This is a genomic window from Cupriavidus alkaliphilus (assembly GCF_014191175.1).
In the GTDB taxonomy this organism is placed as follows: domain Bacteria; phylum Pseudomonadota; class Gammaproteobacteria; order Burkholderiales; family Burkholderiaceae; genus Cupriavidus; species Cupriavidus alkaliphilus.
The window spans coordinates 200692-217334 of sequence record NZ_JACHWE010000001.1; the positions used below are offsets into that span (position 1 = coordinate 200692).

16 protein-coding genes are annotated in these 16643 nt (G+C 68.5%); 5 read left to right on the forward strand and 11 right to left on the reverse strand.

Going from position 1 to position 16643, the window contains the following annotated elements; translation table 11 throughout:
* The first annotated feature begins 17 nt into the window (after nt 1–17).
* Nucleotides 18–1157 (forward strand): PilT/PilU family type 4a pilus ATPase, encoded by a 1140-nt coding sequence (locus FHX60_RS00950; protein WP_112774295.1) that lies wholly within the window; start codon nt 18–20, stop codon nt 1155–1157.
* A gap of 54 nt (nt 1158–1211) precedes the next feature.
* Nucleotides 1212–1706, forward strand: coding sequence for a glutathione peroxidase (locus FHX60_RS00955; RefSeq protein ID WP_112774296.1), 495 nt, complete (start codon nt 1212–1214; stop codon nt 1704–1706).
* 3 nt (nt 1707–1709) lie between these two features.
* On the opposite strand, the gene FHX60_RS00960 is transcribed toward FHX60_RS00955, so the two are convergent.
* From FHX60_RS00960 to FHX60_RS01010, 11 genes are all read right to left on the reverse strand, one after another.
* On the reverse strand, nt 1710–2399 hold the full coding sequence (locus tag FHX60_RS00960; RefSeq protein WP_112774297.1) for a helix-turn-helix transcriptional regulator: 690 nt from the start codon (nt 2397–2399) through the stop codon (nt 1710–1712).
* Nucleotides 2400–2421: 22 nt separating this feature from the next.
* A complete protein-coding gene (locus FHX60_RS00965) occupies nt 2422–2793 on the reverse strand; it encodes a VOC family protein (protein ID WP_183282288.1) in 372 nt (123 codons plus the stop codon).
* A 98-nt stretch (nt 2794–2891) separates the two neighbouring features.
* Entirely contained in the window at nt 2892–3617 is a 726-nt protein-coding gene (locus tag FHX60_RS00970; protein WP_082819011.1) for an LrgB family protein, read from the reverse strand.
* On the reverse strand, nt 3614–4000 hold the full coding sequence (locus FHX60_RS00975) for a CidA/LrgA family protein (RefSeq protein ID WP_183282289.1): 387 nt from the start codon (nt 3998–4000) through the stop codon (nt 3614–3616). The genes FHX60_RS00970 and FHX60_RS00975 overlap by 4 nt, the downstream gene beginning before the upstream one ends.
* Nucleotides 4001–4174: 174 nt before the next feature.
* Nucleotides 4175–5428 carry a glycolate oxidase subunit GlcF gene (gene glcF / locus FHX60_RS00980; protein WP_183282290.1) on the reverse strand — a complete coding sequence of 418 codons (1254 nt, stop codon included), beginning with the start codon at nt 5426–5428 and terminating at the stop codon, nt 4175–4177.
* 40 nt (nt 5429–5468) lie between these two features.
* A complete protein-coding gene (gene glcE / locus FHX60_RS00985; RefSeq protein WP_183282291.1) occupies nt 5469–6572 on the reverse strand; it encodes a glycolate oxidase subunit GlcE in 1104 nt (367 codons plus the stop codon).
* 35 nt (nt 6573–6607) lie between these two features.
* The gene (locus FHX60_RS00990; protein WP_183282292.1) at nt 6608–7537 is read right to left on the reverse strand and encodes an ion transporter; all 930 of its coding nucleotides are present in this window, start codon (nt 7535–7537) and stop codon (nt 6608–6610) included.
* Nucleotides 7538–7545: 8 nt separating this feature from the next.
* The gene (locus FHX60_RS00995) at nt 7546–9072 is read right to left on the reverse strand and encodes an FAD-linked oxidase C-terminal domain-containing protein (protein WP_183282293.1); all 1527 of its coding nucleotides are present in this window, start codon (nt 9070–9072) and stop codon (nt 7546–7548) included.
* 266 nt (nt 9073–9338) lie between these two features.
* A complete protein-coding gene (locus FHX60_RS01000; protein ID WP_092306483.1) occupies nt 9339–9878 on the reverse strand; it encodes a GNAT family N-acetyltransferase in 540 nt (179 codons plus the stop codon).
* Between the two features lie 12 nt (nt 9879–9890).
* Nucleotides 9891–10781: a LysR substrate-binding domain-containing protein gene (locus FHX60_RS01005; RefSeq protein ID WP_062801668.1), complete on the reverse strand. Its 891-nt coding sequence runs from the start codon at nt 10779–10781 to the stop codon at nt 9891–9893.
* A gap of 24 nt (nt 10782–10805) precedes the next feature.
* The gene (locus FHX60_RS01010) at nt 10806–12236 is read right to left on the reverse strand and encodes an FAD-binding oxidoreductase (protein WP_183282294.1); all 1431 of its coding nucleotides are present in this window, start codon (nt 12234–12236) and stop codon (nt 10806–10808) included.
* A 281-nt stretch (nt 12237–12517) separates the two neighbouring features.
* Here FHX60_RS01010 and FHX60_RS01015 point away from each other — a divergent pair, with 281 nt between their 5' ends.
* From FHX60_RS01015 to dnaJ, 3 genes are all read left to right on the forward strand, one after another.
* Nucleotides 12518–13078, forward strand: coding sequence for a cob(I)yrinic acid a,c-diamide adenosyltransferase (locus FHX60_RS01015; RefSeq protein ID WP_183282295.1), 561 nt, complete (start codon nt 12518–12520; stop codon nt 13076–13078).
* Nucleotides 13079–13274: 196 nt separating this feature from the next.
* Nucleotides 13275–15221, forward strand: a complete 1947-nt coding sequence (dnaK, locus tag FHX60_RS01020; RefSeq protein WP_183282296.1) for a molecular chaperone DnaK — start codon at nt 13275–13277, stop codon at nt 15219–15221.
* 171 nt (nt 15222–15392) lie between these two features.
* Entirely contained in the window at nt 15393–16526 is a 1134-nt protein-coding gene (gene dnaJ, locus FHX60_RS01025) for a molecular chaperone DnaJ (RefSeq protein ID WP_092306492.1), read from the forward strand.
* Nucleotides 16527–16643 lie beyond the last annotated feature (117 nt).

The window sequence follows — 16643 nt, forward strand, 5'->3', positions numbered from 1 at the left end:
TCCTGCAGGACACCGCCATGCTCGACCGCGAATCCGCCGCCAAGTACATCAACGACCTGCTGGAGCTGATGGTCAGCAACCGCGGCTCGGACCTGTTCATCACTTCGGACTTCCCGCCGGCGATCAAGGTCGACGGCAAGATCACGCCGGTGTCGCAGCAGCCGCTGAACCCGACCCAGGCGCTAGGGCTGGTGCGCTCGGTGATGAACGAGCGCCAGGTGCAGGACTTCGACACCAGCCGCGAATGCAACTTCGCGATCAGCGCGCCCAAGGCCGGGCGCTTCCGCGTCTCGGCCTTCATCCAGCAGGGCAAGGCCGGCATGGTGGTGCGCACCATCAATACGCGCATCCCGTCGGTGGCCGACCTGGACCTGCCGCAGACGCTGCATGACGTGGTGATGGCCAAGCGCGGGCTGGTGATCGTCACCGGCGCCACCGGCTCGGGCAAGTCGACCACGCTGGCGGCAATGCTGGACCACCGCAACGCGCACTCCTACGGCCACATCATCACCATCGAGGATCCGATCGAGTACGTGCACGCGCACCAGAACTGCATCGTCACGCAGCGCGAGGTCGGCATCGATACCGAGTCCTGGCACGTGGCTCTGAAGAACACGCTGCGCCAGGCGCCCGACGTGATCCTGATCGGCGAGATCCGCGACCGCGAGACCATGGAGTACGCGATGCAGTACGCCGAGACCGGCCACCTGTGCCTGGCCACGCTGCACGCCAACAACGCCAACCAGGCGATCGACCGCGTGGTCAACTTCTTCCCCGAGGAAAAGCGCCAGCAGCTGCTGATCGACCTGTCGCTGAACCTGAAGGCGATGATCTCGCAGCGCCTGCTGCCGCGCGCGGGCCGCAAGGGCCGGGTGCCGGCGGTGGAGATCATGATCGGCACGCCGCTGGTGGCCGACCTGATCTTCAAGGGCGAGATCCACGAGCTCAAGGAAGTCATCAAGAAGTCGCGCGAGCAGGGCATGATCTCGTTCGACCAGGCGCTGTTCGACCTGTACGAGCAGGGCAAGATCACCTACGAGGACGCGCTGCGCAACGCCGACTCGCTCAACGACCTGCGCCTGATGATCAAGCTGCACAGCACGCATGCCAGGGACTCGGACCTCGGCGCCGGCACCGAGCATCTCAACGTCATCTGAGGGCTGCGCGGCGACGCGCATGGCGGTATGCTTGGCTATCTACAGGAGTCTGCCATGAGCAATGTCTACCAGTTCGAAGCCAACTCGCTCGCCGGCCAGCCGGTGCCGCTGTCGCAGTTCCAGGGCAAGGTGATGCTGGTGGTCAATACCGCCAGCGAATGCGGTTTCACCCCGCAGTACGAAGGCCTGCAGAAGCTCTATGACGAATACCACGAGCGGGGCCTGGAGGTGCTGGGCTTCCCGTGCAACCAGTTCGGCAAGCAGGAACCGGGCGATGCGCAGCAGATCGGACAGTTCTGCGAAACGCGTTTCGCGGTGCGCTTCCCGATGTTCGCCAAGATCGACGTCAACGGCCCCAACGCCCATCCGCTGTACCAGTGGCTGACCACCGAAAAGCGTGGCGTGCTCGGTACCCAGGGCATCAAGTGGAATTTCACCAAGTTCCTGCTGCGCCGCGACGGCACCGTGTACAAGCGCTATGCGCCGACCGTCAAGCCGGCAGAACTGCGCGCCGATATCGAGCGGCTGCTGTCCGACCCGGCCGCCTGAGCCTCAGCTGCCGCTCGCGCGCACCGCGCGCAGGAAGCCGTTGAGCGAGCGCTCCGGGGTTTCGTGGAAATGGTCGTCGAGCATGCGGATGGCGCGGCAGCGGTCGAGCCGGAAGCTGCGGTAGTCCTCGCGCGTGGTGCACCACGTCGCCAGCAGCCAGGCATTGCCCCAGAAGAACAGCCCCAGCGGCATCACCACGCGTTCGGTGATGCGCTGCTGCGCGTCGCAGTAGTCGAGCTGCAGCAGCTTGTGCGCGCCCAGCGCGCCATGCACCACGTCGAAGGCCTCGCGCACGTGCGCCTGGTTGACGTACTCGGGCGCGAACACGCGGCTTTGCTGCGCCGCCAGCCGGCGCGGCGGCGGCAGCGCCGCCATCAGCTTCTCCAGCGCCGGATCGGCCGCGGCGGCCAGCGCGCCGCCGCCCCAGGCCTTCAGCAGCCGCAGGCCGGCAACCAGCGCTTCCACTTCCATGGCGGTGAACATAAGTGGCGGGACGTCGAAGTCGGCGCGCAGCCGGTAGCCGATGCCGGCCTCGCCCTCGACCGGCACGCCCGACAGCGACAGCGCCTGGATATCACGATAGACGGTGCGTTCCGAGACCCCGAGCCGCTGCGCCAGCAGCGCCGCCGTGGTCAGGCGGCGGCCGCGCAGCACCTGAACGATCTGGAACAGGCGGTCGGCGCGGCGGCTCATCGGTCAGCGTGGCCCATGGCTGTCATGCGGCCACCGGCTCGTGCAGGCCGATGCGGTTGCCCTCGCTGTCGGTGATATGCGCGATGCGGCCGATCTCGCCCGGCAGGCGCAGCGGCCCGAACACGGTCTTGCCGCCGGCGCGCGTGGCGCGCGCCAGCAGCGCATCGAGTTCCGGCGCATGCAGGTACGGCACCGTGCCGTAGTAGTTGCTGGGCCGATAGCCTTCGCCGGCGACCAGCGCGCCGCCGGGATCGGGGTGCGGGAACACGGCCATGTCGACCTGGCTCATGGTTTCGCGGCGCAGCTTGATATCGAACACCTGCTCGTAGAAACCGATGGCGCGGGGCATGTCGATGACGGGGATTTCCAGCCAGTTGATCAGGCGTTGGCTCATGATGGGCTCCTGGGTTCCATAGGTAGGGGAGTGAGGAGCTCGCATCATGCGCGGGGGCTGCTGACAGCGTGCTGTCAGGAGGATGTCAGGGCGAAAGATCAGTGCGGCATCCACGCCGCCATCACCGGCACCAGGATCGCGGTCAGCACGCCGTTCAGGCCCATGCCGAGCGCGGCGAAGGCGCCGGCCTCCTGGTTGACCTGGAACGCGCGCGCGGTGCCGATACCGTGTGCCGCCACGCCGGTGGCAAAGCCGCGCACGCTGTAGTCGCGAATGCGCAGCAGGTTCAGCAGCATGGTCGCGCTGACCGCGCCGATGATGCCGGTGCCCATCACCAGCACCGCCGTCAGCGACGGCAGCCCGCCGATCTTCTCGGCCACGCCCATGGCGATCGGGATCGTCACCGACTTGGGCGCGAGCGAGCGCACCGTTTCCGGCGAGGCGCCGAGCAGCCAGGCAATGCCCACCGCCGACACCACCGCCACCACCGAGCCCGCCACCAGTCCCGCCAGCAGCGGGAACACATGGGTGCGCAGCTTGGGCAGCTGCAGGTACAGCGGCACCGCCAGCGCCACCGTCGCCGGGCCCAGCAGGAAGTGCACGAACTGCGCGCCGTCGAAGTAGGTCTTGTAGGGCGTGCCGGTGACGGTCAGCACCGTGACCAGCAGCGCCACCGCGATCATCACCGGGTTGGCCAGCGGCGAGAAGCGCGATTTCTCGTAGATGCGGAAGGCGAACACATAGGCCAGCAGCGTCGCGGTCAGGCCCACCAGCGGGCTGGCGGCCAGGTAGACCCAGATCTCGTTCAGGCGCGGCGTCATCATGCCTGTTCCCCCTCGGCGTCGGCGGGCGGCGCGTCGGGCGTGCCGGAACGCTTGCGCATCAGCATGCGCGTGACCACGGCGGTGGTGGCAATGGCCAGCCAGGTGGACACCACCAGCGCGACCAGGATCGGCATCCACTCGCCCTCGATGCGGTTGGCGTGGACCATGATGCCGACGCCGGCCGGCACGAACAGCAGCGACAGGTGCTTGAGCAGTTCGGTGGTGGTGCCCTGGATCACGGGCAGCAGCCGGTCGTCGAAGACGAGCCAGCCGAACAGCAGGATCATGCCCAGCACTGGGCCGGGCACGGGCAGGGTCAGCGCGTAGCTGATCACCTCGCCGACGGACTGGAAAACCAACAGGATGGCAAAGGTCTGGAGCATGGGGGCGTGTTTGGTTGCGCTCTTCCTCCCCTCTCCCTATGGGAGAGGGGCCGGGGGAGAGGGTGGGCGCGTCTCGAAGCGATATCGCATCTTGAACCGCTTGCCCTCTCCCCCGCCCCCTCTCCCGCAAGCGGGAGAGGGGAGACAACCACGGGGCCTTGCTCCGGCCGGGTGTTATCCCAGCATCCGGTCGACCAGTTCGATCCAGTGCATGACCGGCGTATCGGTGCCGCCCTGCAGGTGCGAGATGCAGCCGATATTGGCCGAGACGATGGCTTCGGGCTGCGTCGCCTGCAGTTTGGCGAGCTTGTCGTCGCGCAGGCGCTGGGACAGTTCCGGCTGCAGCACCGAGTAAGTGCCCGCCGAGCCGCAGCACAGGTGGCTGTCAGCGCAGAGTTTGACTTCCACGCCGAGGCCGGTCAAGAGCGCTTCGACTTTGCCGCGGATCTGCTGGCCGTGCTGCAGCGTGCAGGGCGGGTGGTAGGCCACGCGCCGGCCGTCGCGCGGCACCGCGCCGGCGGCGGCGTGCAGGTCGTCGGCAAAGTCCGGCAGGACCTCGGACAGGTCGCGCGTCAGCGCCGAGATGCGGCGCGCGCGCTCGGCATAGGCGGGATCGTTGCGCAGCAGGTGGCCGTAGTCCTTGACCATCGCGCCGCAGCCCGATGCGGTCATCACGATGGCTTCGGCGCCGTCTTCGACATGCGGCCACCAGGCGTCGATATTGCGGCGCATATTGTCGAGGCCGCCATCGTGGTCGCCGGTGTGGAAGCGGATCGCGCCGCAGCAGCCGGCCTCGCGCGCCACCACCAGTTGTACGCCGACACGGTCGAACACGCGCGCGGTGGCGGCATTGATGTTGGGCGACATTGCCGGCTGCACGCAACCGTCGAGCAACAGCATCTTGCGCGCATGCGTGTTGCGCGGCCACGCGCCGGACGCGGCGCTGGCCGACAGCGGCGGCACCTTGGCGCGCAGCGTGCCCGGCAGCAGCGGGCGCACCATCTGGCCCAGGCGCAGCGCGGTGCCGAACAGCGCCGGCCGCGTCAGCCCCTCGCGCAGCACCCAGCGCGCGATGCGCTGGCTGGCGGGACGCCGCACGCCTTCGGCCTCGAGCTTGTCGTCGACCAGCTGGCGGCCGATGTCGACCAGGCGGCCGTAGCGCACGCCGGAGGGGCAGGTCGATTCGCAGTTGCGGCAGGTCAGGCAACGGTCCAGGTGCAGGCGCGTGCTTTCGGTGATGGCATGGCCTTCGAGCACCTGCTTCATCAGGTAGATGCGCCCGCGCGGCCCGTCCAGTTCATCGCCGAGCAGCTGGTAGGTGGGGCAGGTGGCGGTGCAGAAGCCGCAATGCACGCACTTGCCGACGATGGATTTGGCTTCCTCGCCTTCGGGCGTGTCGCGGAGAAAATCGGCCAGGGTCGTTTGCATGATGTGGGGTGTAGTGCCTGGAGTGTCTTGGCCCGCGGGCTCAGAGCCCGGGGTACATGCGCTGCGGATTGAAGATGCCGGCAGGGTCGAAGGTCTCTTTCAGGCGGCGATGGATCGCGGCCAGCGGCGACGCCAGCGGCGTGAACACGCCCATCGACTTGTCGCCATGGCGAAACAGCGTGGCATGGCCGCCCGCGGCCTGGGCCACCGCGCGCACGCTTTCGGCGTCGGCTTTGGCCGAGCCCTCTTCGGGCAGCCACCAGCGCTGGCCGCCACCCCATTCGACCAGCTGCTCGCCCGGCAGCGCCAGCGGCGCGGCCACGGTGGGCACCGCCAGCCGCCACAGCGCGCGGCCGGCGTGCGCCGTGGCGAAGAACGGGTGGGTCTGCTCGCGTAGCGATTGCCACAGCGCGGCAGCGGGCGCCGCGTCCAGGCGCTCGCCGCCGAGCCGGGCGCAGGCCGCACGCACCGCGGCGCCGGCGCCGGACAGGCGCACGTGCAGCGCGCCCGCATGCCACACCGAAGACGCCAGCGGCAGCGGCTGCCCGCCCCACTGGTTCAGTTGCCGGATGGCTTCGGCCTGCGCCATCTCGAAGCGCAGCGTGGCCTCGTCGAACGGCGCCGGCAGCACCTTGAGCGAGACCTGCAGGATCAGCCCCAGCGTGCCGAGCGAGCCCGCCAGCAGCCGCGACACGTCGTAGCCCGCGACGTTCTTCATCACCTGGCCGCCGAAGTCCATCACCTCGCCGCGGCCGTCCATCAGCTGCGCGCCCAGCACGAAGTCGCGCAGCGCGCCCACCGACTGCCGGCGCGGGCCCGACAAGCCGGCGGCGACGGCACCGCCCAGCGTCGCCACGCTGGGCTGGCCGGGCAGCGCGAAGTGGGGCGGCTCGAACGCCAGGATCTGGCGCTTCTGCGCGAGCGCGGCTTCGATCTCCGCCAGCGGCGTGCCGCAGCGTGCGGTGATCACGAGCTCGGCCGGGTCGTAGTCGACGATGCCGGTGTAGGCGCGCGTGTCCAGCAGCTGGCCTTGCGGCGGCTGGCCGTAGAAATCCTTGCTGCCGCCGCCGCGCAGCCGCAGCGCGGTGCGGGTCTCGGTGGCTTGCCTGACGGCGTCGCGGAAGGCGTCGAGGGTGGCTTGCATAGTCGTGCGAAATGGGGAGGAGGTTCTGGCGCGGCTCAGGGTCCGGCCGAGCCATCGCGGCCGCCCGGGATTTCAGGCCGGTCGTTCTGATAGGCCGGCAGCTGGCTGCCGCAGTGCTTGCAATACTGCGCGTCGGGCTCGTGCCCCTCGGTCAGGCAATGGGTGCAGGTGCGCGTCGTCAGCGGCCGCTTCATGATGCTGGCGGCCAGCTCGGCGCCGACGATGCCGGTGGGAAAGGCGATGATGCCGTAGCCCAGCAGGATCGTCAGCGAGGTGATGAACTGCCCCAGCGGCGTCTTCGGCACCATGTCGCCGAAGCCGGTGGTGGTCAGCGTCACCACGGCCCAGTACATGCTGACCGGGATGCTGTGGAAGCCGTGCTCCGGGCCTTCGACCACGTACATCACGGTGCCGAGGATCACGGTGATGATGAACACCGCGGCCAGGAACACGAAGATCTTGCGCCGGCTGTTGACCAGCGCGCGGTACAGGATCTCGGCTTCCTCGAAGTACACCGTCAGCTTCAGGATCCGGAACACGCGCAGCAGGCGCAGCAGGCGCACGTCGATCAGGAAATGCAGTTCCGGCACGAAGAACGCCAGCCAGGTCGGCATGATCGAGATGAAGTCGATGACGCCGTAGAAGCTCAGCGCATAGCGCCACGGGCGCCGCACCACCAGCAGGCGCATGGCGTACTCGGCGGTGAACAGCAGCGTGAACATCCATTCCAGCACCGTGAATACCCCGCCAAGGCGCTGGTTCAGCGCGGGCAGGCTGTCGAGCATCACGATCATCACGCTGGTGACGATGGCGAGCAGCAGCGCGACGTCGAACAGACGACCTTCGCGCGTATCGGCCTCGAAGATGATGGTGTACCAGCGCTGGCGCCAGCCGGCCTCGGGCTGGCCCAGGCGCTGGCGCACCACGGCTTCCTGGTGCTGGCGCCGGCGGGGATTCTCTTTCATGGCGTGGCTCAGAAGCGCGGCAGCTCGGGATGCGGCAGCAGGCCCTTCTTCACGTGCATCTTGCCGTATTCGGCGCAGCGCGCCAGCGTCGGGATGGCCTTGTCGGGGTTCAGCAGCCGCGCCGGGTCGAAGGCGGCCTTGACGCCGAAAAAGGCGTCGCGCTCCGCGGTCGAGAACTGCACGCACATGGAGTTGAGCTTCTCCACACCGACGCCGTGCTCGCCGGTGACGGTGCCGCCCAGCTCGACGCAGGTTTCCAGGATATCGGCGCCGAACAGCTCGGCGCGGTGCCATTCGTCCTGGTCGCCGCCGTCGAACAGCACCAGCGGATGCATGTTGCCGTCGCCGGCATGGAACACGTTGATGCAGCGCAGGCCGTACTTCACTTCCATGGCCTCGATGCGCTTGAGCAGCGTGCCGATGTGCTTGCGCGGGATGGTGCCGTCCATGCAGTAATAGTCCGGCGAGATCCGGCCCGCCGCCGGGAAGGCGTTCTTGCGGCCGCTCCAGAAGCGCAGGCGCTCGGCCTCGTTCTGCGAGACCACGATGCGGGTGGCGCCCGATGCCGTCAGCACCGCGCTCATGCGTTCGATCTCCTCGGCCACTTCCTCGGGGGTGCCGTCGGACTCGCACAGCAGGATGGCGGCGGCATCGAGGTCATAGCCCGCATGCACGAACTGCTCGACCGCGGCGGTGGCGGGCTTGTCCATCATCTCCAGCCCGGCCGGGATGATGCCGGCGGCGATCACGTCGGCGACCGCGTTGCCGCCTTTCTCGACATCGTCGAAGCAGGCCATGATCACCTGCGCCAGCTGCGGCTTGGGGATCAGGCGCACGGTGACCTCGGTGACCACGGCCAGCATGCCTTCGGAGCCGATCAGCACGGCCAGCAGGTCCAGCCCGGGCGCGTCCGGGGCCTCGGAACCGAACACCACCACCTCGCCCGACATCGTCACCGCGCGCACGCGCAGCACGTTGTGCACGGTCAGGCCGTACTTCAGGCAGTGCACGCCGCCGGAGTTCTCGCTGACATTGCCGCCGATGGTGCAGGCGATCTGCGACGACGGGTCGGGCGCGTAGTACAGGTTGTGCGGTGCGGCGGCGTCCGAGATGGCCAGGTTGCGCACGCCCGGCTGGACCACCGCGGTGCGCGAATACGGGTCGACCGACAGGATGCGCTTGAACTTGGCCAGCGACAGCACCAGGCCCTCGGCGATCGGCATGGCGCCGCCCGACAGGCTGGTGCCGGCGCCGCGCGGCACCACCGGCACGCCCAGCTGGTGGCACAGCCGCAGGATGGCGCAGACCTGCTCCTCGGTGTCGGGCAGGGCCACCGCCATCGGCACCTGCCGGTACGCTGCCAGGCCGTCGCACTCATAGGGCACGGTGTCTTCCGGCTTCCACAGCACCGCGGCGTCGGGAAGGATCTGAGCCAGCCCGGCCAGCAGCGCGTCGCGGCGGCCGTCGGCCGCGGCCGCGGCCGGAGCGCCGGCGGCGCCGGCAGCGAGGGTTTGGGCTTCGTGCGGGGCATTCATGAACGACTCCTGTGGGGTCTCCTGGACGGCGGCCTGTGGCGCTCGCTTGCCGGCCTGCCGGCCGCGGCGGTGCAGTGCCGCCGCGGGGGACGGGTGACTATAGCGCAGGCCACCTGGCGCGGGCACCACGCCAGACGTGAATTCCGCATGCCAGGCCGATCAAAAATGCTCATCATGGCCGGGCGCTGCCCCCGCTTTCAGCGTAGCACCGGCGGCCGGCCATCGGAAAGGCGGGTGCGGCGCTCGGCGTTGCGCCGGCGCTGCCTTCAGCGGTCCGGCTGCGCCGGGGCCTCGGGCAGCCGCAGCACCATGTCGAGCTTGTCGTGGAAGTGCGGCGCGACGTACAACGCGTCGGGCTCCAGCCCGAAGCGCTCGAACCCGAGCGATTCGTACAAGCGCACCGCGCCCGCGCTGCCGGCATTGACGCACAGCGTGACCTGGCGCACGCCCGGCATGGCGGCGGCCTGCTGCAGCGCGCGCAGCATCAGCGCGCGGCCGAGCTTGCGCGCGCGCCAGGCCGGCGCCACGTACATGGCAAAGATCGAGGCCTTGTGCCAGTGCTTGCGCCGGGGCTCGCGCATCACGCCGACCATGCCGGCCAGCGCGATACCGTCGGGACCGGCCTCGAAGGCGCCGAACATGGCCTTGTCCGCGCTCGGCGCAAGGCGTTGCGCCACCGCCTCCGGTGCCAGCTCCTGTTCTTCTTCGAGGCTGGCGGCAAAGGCTTCCGGGGCTTCGGCAAGTCCCTGCAGCCGCAGCGCGTGGAAGGCTGCGGCATCGTCGGGGGTCAGCAGGCGGATTTCCATGGGCGCAGTCTCCTACCAGTCCAGGCTCAGCAGCCAGTCGACGAAATAGCGCGCCTCGGGCTTGAGCGGCGCCTGTTCGCGCTCGACGATGTAGTAGCCGTGCGGCGATACCGATTCCACATCGAGCAGGCGCACCATCTGCCCCAGCGACAGCCAGTGCCGCGCCATGCGCTGGCGCACCAGCGCCACGCCCTGGTTGGAGGCGATCGCCTCCAGCATCAGCCCGATGTCGTTGAACTGCGGGCCGGTCTGGGGCTCGGGCCAGTCAAGTCCGGCGGTCTCGAACCACGGCTTCCACGGCTCCAGCGGGCTGCGCAGCAGCACCAGGCCGTGCAGGTGCTCGGGCCGGGTGATGGCGCGGCCGTTGACGCGCTCGTAGTACTCGCGCCCGCACGCCGGGAACACCGGTTCCACCAGCAGCCTGGTGGTCTTCAGGTCGGGATAGCGGCCGGTGCCGTAGCGGATCTCCACATCGGTGTCCTCGGCCTTGACGTCGAGGAACGGGATCGCCAGGTGCAGCTCGAGGTCGATATGCGGATAGAGCGCGCCGAACTCGGGCAGGCGCGGCACCAGGTGCTGGCGCCCGAAGGTGGGCGGGATCGCCACGCGCAGGCGCGTGCGCATCTTGTTGTACTCGGGCCGCGCCAGCTCGTTGAGCGACTTGAGCGCGTCCTGCACGTTGCGCAGGTAGCGCGTGCCGGCCGCGGTCAGCCGCAGCGCGGCGTTGGCGCGCACGAACAGGTCTTCGCCCCACAGCTCCTCGAGGTTCTTGATGCGGTGCGAGACCGCGCTGGGGGTCACCGACAGCTCCTCGGCCGCGCGCGCGAAGCTGCCCAGGCGCGCGGCGGCCTCGAACGCGATCAGCAGATGCAGCGGCGGCACGCGGTTGAACATGGAGGCCATTCCTGCGCTTGCCTGTCGGGCGCCTTACTGCGTGCCGGCGCGGGCGGCGCTGAAGATCTTGCCAGGGTTCAGGATATGGTTGGGGTCGAGCGCATCCTTGATCGCGCGCATCAGGTCCAGCGCGTCTTCGCCGTGCTCCGCCACCAGGAAGCGCTGCTTGTGCAGGCCCACGCCGTGCTCGCCGGTGCAGGTGCCGCCCATCGCCAGCGCGCGTTCGACGATGCGCTGGTTGATGGCCTCGGCCTCGGCCATTTCCTCTGGCTGGTCCGGGTCGACCAGGATCGCCACGTGGAAGTTGCCGTCGCCGACATGGCCGACGATGGGGCAGGGCAGCGCCGAGGCGTTCAGGTCCTTCTCGGTCTCGGTGACGCAGTCGGCCAGGCGCGAGATCGGCACGCACACGTCGGTGGTGACCGACTTGCAGCCCGGCTTGAGCTGGAGCATCGCAAAGTACGCGGTATGGCGCGCGTTCCACAGCCGGCTGCGGTCTTCCGGGCGCGTGGCCCACTCGAAGCCCTGGCCGCCGAATTCGGCGGTGATCTGCTGCACGGTCTCGGCCTGCTCGCGCACGCCGGCCTCGGTGCCGTGGAATTCGAAGAACAGGTGCGGGGTCTCGGGCAGGGTCAGGTTGTCGTGGCGGTTGATGGCGCGGATCGCCAGCGCATCGACGAATTCCACGCGCGCCACCGGCACGCCCAGCTGGATGGTCTGGATCACGGCCTGCACAGCGCTGCCCATGCTGGGAAAGGCGCACACCGCGGCGGAGATCGCCTCGGGCTGCGGGTACAGCCGCACCGTGACCTCGGTGATGATGCCGAGCGTGCCTTCGCTGCCGATGAAGAGCCGGGTCAGGTCATAACCGGCCGACGACTTGCGCGCCTGCGTGCCGGTGCGAATCACGCGGCCATCGGCGGTCACCACCGTCAGCGCCAGCACGTTCTCGCGCATGGTGCCGTAGCGCACCGCGTTGGTCCCCGACGCGCGCGTGGCGCACATGCCGCCCAGCGACGCGTCGGCGCCCGGGTCGATCGGGAAGAACAGGCCGGTGTCCTTGATCTCCTGGTTCAGCTGCTTGCGCGTGACGCCGGGCTGCACGGTCACGGTCAGGTCCTCGGGCTGCACCGCCAGCACCCGGTTCATCTGCGACAGGTCCAGGCTGATGCCGCCGGCCACCGCCAGCAGGTGGCCTTCCAGCGACGAGCCCGCGCCGTAGGGGATCAGCGGCACGCCATGCTGGTTGCACAGGCGCGCGACCTCGGCCACCTCCTCGGTGCTGTGGGCAAACACCACCGCATCGGGCGGTGCCGGCGGGAACGGCGACTCGTCGCGGCCATGGTGCTCGCGCACGCCGGCGGAGGTAGTGAAGCGCTCGCCGAAGCGTGCCGCGAGGGCGTCGGCCATGGCGGGCGGCAGCGGACGGCGGGCGAGGGAGGCGGACGGCGTGGGGTGGTTCATGGGGGTCTCCGGCGGGTCGGTGCGGCCTCATGGATTGCGAGGCCGCCGAGGGTGCCGGCGGCAGGCTGGGGCGCGACCCGGTTATCGAATGGACGAATGACTGCATTCTACGCCGCGCGGCGGCTGGTGCACCTTCCGGCGGCGAGCGCGCGGCCGATAGCCGCACAAGCGGATGGCCGCGCCAGCCGCAGCCGGCGGATGCGGCGCGCATGGCTAAGTCACCGGCTCTGGCGCGATAATGCGCCATTTCCCAACGACAAACCGCTGACAAGGAGACCGGCATGGGCAACCGCCTGTCGAAGATCGCCACCCGCACCGGCGACGCCGGCACCACCGGCCTGGGCGACGGCAGCCGCACCGGCAAGGACAGCCTGCGCATCGCCGCGATCGGCGATGTCGATGAACTGAACTGCCACGTCGGCGTGCTGCTGACCGAAGACCTGCCCGCCGACGTGCGCGCCGCGCTGCTGCATATCCAGCACGACCTGTTCGACCTGGGCGGCGAGCTTTCCATCCCGGGCTACACGCTGCTCAAGCCCGAGCAGGTGGCTCAGCTCGACACCTGGCTGGCCGACTACAACGCCAACCTGCCGCGCCTGGCCGAGTTCATCCTGCCCGGCGGCAGCCGCGCCGCGGCGCAGGCCCACGTCTGCCGTACCGTGTGCCGGCGCGCCGAGCGCGCGCTGGTGGCGCTGGGCGCGGCCGAGGCGCTGAACGAGGCGCCGCGCCAGTACCTGAACCGGCTCTCGGACCTGATGTTCGTGCTGGCGCGGGTGCTGAACCGGGTGGGCGGCGGCTCGGACGTGCTGTGGCAGCGCGACCGCGATGTCGCAGAGAAGTAATCCAAAAGCCACATAAAGCAGCCCGCCAGCGCTGCCGGCTCAAGCCGCGGCAGCGCCTGCCGTTGAATGAGGGCAGAAACCGAGAAAATTACTCGGATTTGCCGGTTCTGCCCTTGAAAAGCCCCCGGACGGCCACATTTCGGCCTCAGGTTGAATTGCAGCCGCGCGGATAGCGCTGGCTCAAGAGGAGAGAATAATGGGTAAGATCATCGGTATCGACCTCGGTACCACCAACAGCTGCGTCGCGATCCTGGAAGGCAACACGCCCAAGGTCATCGAGAATTCCGAGGGTGCGCGCACCACCCCGTCGATCATCGCCTACATGGAAGACGGCGAGATCCTGGTCGGCGCGCCGGCCAAGCGCCAGGCCGTCACCAATCCGCGCAACACCCTGTACGCGGTCAAGCGCCTGATCGGCCGCAAGTTCGAAGAAAAGGAAGTCCAGAAGGACATCGGCCTGATGCCGTACGCCATCGTCAAGGCCGACAACGGTGACGCCTGGGTGTCGGTGCGTGACCAGAAGCTGGCGCCGCCGCAGGTCTCGGCCGAAGTGCTGCGCAAGATGAAGAAGACCGCCGAGGACTACCTCGGCGAGCCGGTGACCGAAGCCGTGATCACCGTGCCGGCCTACTTCAACGACTCGCAGCGCCAGGCGACCAAGGACGCCGGCCGCATCGCCGGCCTGGACGTCAAGCGCATCATCAACGAGCCGACCGCGGCCGCGCTGGCCTTCGGCCTGGACAAGAACGAGAAGGGCGACCGCAAGATCGCCGTGTATGACCTCGGCGGCGGCACCTTCGACATCTCGATCATCGAGATCGCGGACGTTGACGGCGAAAAGCAGTTCGAAGTGCTGTCGACCAACGGCGACACCTTCCTGGGCGGCGAAGACTTCGACCAGCGCATCATCGACTACATCATCGGCGAGTTCAAGAAGGACCAGGGCGTCGACCTGTCCAAGGACGTGCTCGCGCTGCAGCGCCTGAAGGAAGCCGCCGAAAAGGCCAAGATCGAACTGTCGAGCTCGCAGCAGACTGAGATCAACCTGCCGTACATCACGGCCGATGCCTCGGGTCCGAAGCACCTGAACCTGAAGATGACCCGCGCCAAGCTGGAATCGCTGGTCGAAGAGCTGATCACCCGCACCATCGAGCCGTGCCGCACCGCGATCAAGGACGCCGGCGTCAAGGTCAGCGACATCGACGACGTGATCCTGGTCGGCGGCATGACCCGCATGCCCAAGGTGCAGGAGCAGGTCAAGGAGTTCTTCGGCAAGGAAGCGCGCAAGGACGTGAACCCGGACGAAGCCGTGGCCGTCGGTGCCGCGATCCAGGGCTCGGTGCTGTCGGGCGACCGCAAGGACGTGCTGCTGCTGGACGTGACGCCGCTGTCGCTGGGGATCGAGACCCTGGGCGGCGTGATGACCAAGATGATCACCAAGAACACCACCATCCCGACCAAGCATGCGCAGGTGTTCTCGACCGCCGACGACAACCAGCCGGCCGTGACCATCAAGGTGTACCAGGGCGAGCGCGAGATGGCCACCGGCAACAAGCTGCTGGGCGAGTTCAATCTCGAGGGCATTCCGCCGGCACCGCGCGGCACGCCGCAGATCGAGGTCTCGTTCGACATCGACGCCAACGGCATCCTGCACGTGGGCGCCAAGGACAAGGCCAGCGGCAAGGAAAACCGGATCACCATCAAGGCCAACTCGGGCCTGTCGGAAGACGAGATCCAGCGCATGGTCAAGGACGCCGAGGCCAACGCCGAGGAAGACAAGAAGGCCCGCGAGCTGGCTGATGCCCGCAACCAGGCCGACGCGCTGATCCACTCGACCAAGAAGGCGATGACCGAGTACGGCGACAAGCTGGACGCGGGCGAGAAGGAAAAGATCGAAGCCGCGATCAAGGAACTGGAAGACGCCGCACGCGGCGGCGACAAGACCGAGATCGACGCCAAGGTCAACGCGCTGTCCGAAGTCAGCCAGAAGCTGGGCGAGAAGGTCTACGCCGACATGCAGGCCAAGGCCGGCGAAGGCGCCGCGGCCGGTGCCGCGGGTGCTGCCGGCGGCCAGCAGCAGGCCCAGCCGCAGGACGACAACGTTGTGGACGCCGAATTCAAGGAAGTCAACGACAAGAAGTAATCGGGATACGCGGGCGGCGGTGCAGGCACTGGCCGGCGCCGCTCCCGCCCCGACGCCGGGCGACGGCCATCAGACCTGCGGGAAACCGCCGTCGGATGCCGCGCTCGGCTTTTTTGCTATTCGCCGGCCCGTGCCGCTTGCACCCGCCGGCCAATGAGGTAGTGAGCCACCATGGCAAAACGTGACTATTACGAAGTGCTCGGGGTAGGCAAGAACGCGAGCGAAGACGAAGTCAAGAAGGCTTATCGCAAGCTCGCGATGAAATACCACCCGGACCGCAATCCGGACAGCAAGGAATCCGAGGAAAAATTCAAGGAGGCCAAGGAGGCCTACGAGATGCTTTCCGATCCGGAGAAGAAGGCCGCGTATGACCAGTACGGCCATGCCGGCGTGGATCCGAACATGGCGGGCGGCTTCGGCGGCGCGCAGGGCTACGGCGGCTTCGCCGAGGCCTTCGGCGATATTTTCGGCGATATCTTCGGCCAGGGCGGCGCTCGCCGCGGTGGCGGCGGCCCGCAGGCCTACCGCGGCGCCGACCTGCGCTACAGCATGGAGATCTCGCTGGAGCAGGCCGCGCACGGCCACGAGGCGCAGATCCGCGTGCCGCACTGGGACGACTGCGACCACTGCCACGGCAACGGCGCCGAGCCCGGCTCGAGCGTGGAAACCTGCCCGACCTGCCACGGCGCCGGCCAGGTGCGCGTGTCGCAGGGCTTCTTCACCATGCAGCAGACCTGCCCGAAGTGCCACGGCAGCGGCAAGTTCATCCCCAAGCCCTGCACCAAGTGCCACGGCCAGGGCAAGCTGAAGTCGCAGAAGACGCTGGAAGTGAAGATCCCGGCCGGCATCGACGAAGGCATGCGCATCCGTTCGTCCGGCAACGGCGAGCCGGGCATCAACGGCGGCCCCCCGGGCGACCTGTACGTGGAAGTCCACATCAAGCCGCACGCGGTGTTCGAGCGCGACGGCGACGACCTGCACTGCCAGATGCCGATCTCGTTCGCCACCGCGGCGCTGGGCGGCGACCTGGAAGTGCCCACGCTGAGCGGCAAGGCCACCTTCCCGGTGCCCGAGGCGACCCAGTCCGGCAAGACCTTCCGGTTGCGCGGCAAGGGCATCAAGGGTGTGCGCTCCGGCTACCCGGGCGACCTCTACGTGCATGTGAACGTGGAGACGCCGGTCAAGCTGACCGAGGCGCAGAAGGAAATGCTGCGCCAGTTCGACCGCTCGGTGCACGAGGGCGGCTCGCGCCACAGCCCGCAGGAAACCTCGTGGCTGGACAAGGTGAAGAGCTTCTTCAGCTGATCCGGCTTGCGGTATGGAACCGGCCACGCGCGAGCGTGGCCGGTTTTGTTTTTTGGCGGTGCGGTTTGCCGTCGCGCGCGCTTTTCTCCCCGCACCCGCCTGCGGGAGAGGGGCCGG

Bases quoted from the DNA above. Each gene is read 5' to 3' on its own strand.
- FHX60_RS00965 (WP_183282288.1), bottom strand. From the start codon at position 2,793: ATGAGCCAACGCCTGATCAACTGGCTGGAAATCCCCGTCATCGACATG.
- FHX60_RS00990 (WP_183282292.1), bottom strand. From the start codon at position 7,537: ATGAAAGAGAATCCCCGCCGGCGCCAGCACCAGGAAGCCGTGGTGCGC.
- FHX60_RS00955 (WP_112774296.1), top strand. From the start codon at position 1,212: ATGAGCAATGTCTACCAGTTCGAAGCCAACTCGCTCGCCGGCCAGCCG.
- FHX60_RS00950 (WP_112774295.1), top strand. From the start codon at position 18: ATGCTCGACCGCGAATCCGCCGCCAAGTACATCAACGACCTGCTGGAG.
- dnaK (WP_183282296.1), top strand. From the start codon at position 13,275: ATGGGTAAGATCATCGGTATCGACCTCGGTACCACCAACAGCTGCGTC.
- glcF (WP_183282290.1), bottom strand. From the start codon at position 5,428: ATGCAAACGACCCTGGCCGATTTTCTCCGCGACACGCCCGAAGGCGAG.
- FHX60_RS00975 (WP_183282289.1), bottom strand. From the start codon at position 4,000: ATGCTCCAGACCTTTGCCATCCTGTTGGTTTTCCAGTCCGTCGGCGAG.
- FHX60_RS00970 (WP_082819011.1), bottom strand. From the start codon at position 3,617: ATGATGACGCCGCGCCTGAACGAGATCTGGGTCTACCTGGCCGCCAGC.
- dnaJ (WP_092306492.1), top strand. From the start codon at position 15,393: ATGGCAAAACGTGACTATTACGAAGTGCTCGGGGTAGGCAAGAACGCG.
- FHX60_RS00960 (WP_112774297.1), bottom strand. From the start codon at position 2,399: ATGAGCCGCCGCGCCGACCGCCTGTTCCAGATCGTTCAGGTGCTGCGC.
- FHX60_RS01015 (WP_183282295.1), top strand. From the start codon at position 12,518: ATGGGCAACCGCCTGTCGAAGATCGCCACCCGCACCGGCGACGCCGGC.
- glcE (WP_183282291.1), bottom strand. From the start codon at position 6,572: ATGCAAGCCACCCTCGACGCCTTCCGCGACGCCGTCAGGCAAGCCACC.
- FHX60_RS00995 (WP_183282293.1), bottom strand. From the start codon at position 9,072: ATGAATGCCCCGCACGAAGCCCAAACCCTCGCTGCCGGCGCCGCCGGC.
- FHX60_RS01005 (WP_062801668.1), bottom strand. From the start codon at position 10,781: ATGGCCTCCATGTTCAACCGCGTGCCGCCGCTGCATCTGCTGATCGCG.
- FHX60_RS01000 (WP_092306483.1), bottom strand. From the start codon at position 9,878: ATGGAAATCCGCCTGCTGACCCCCGACGATGCCGCAGCCTTCCACGCG.
- FHX60_RS01010 (WP_183282294.1), bottom strand. From the start codon at position 12,236: ATGAACCACCCCACGCCGTCCGCCTCCCTCGCCCGCCGTCCGCTGCCG.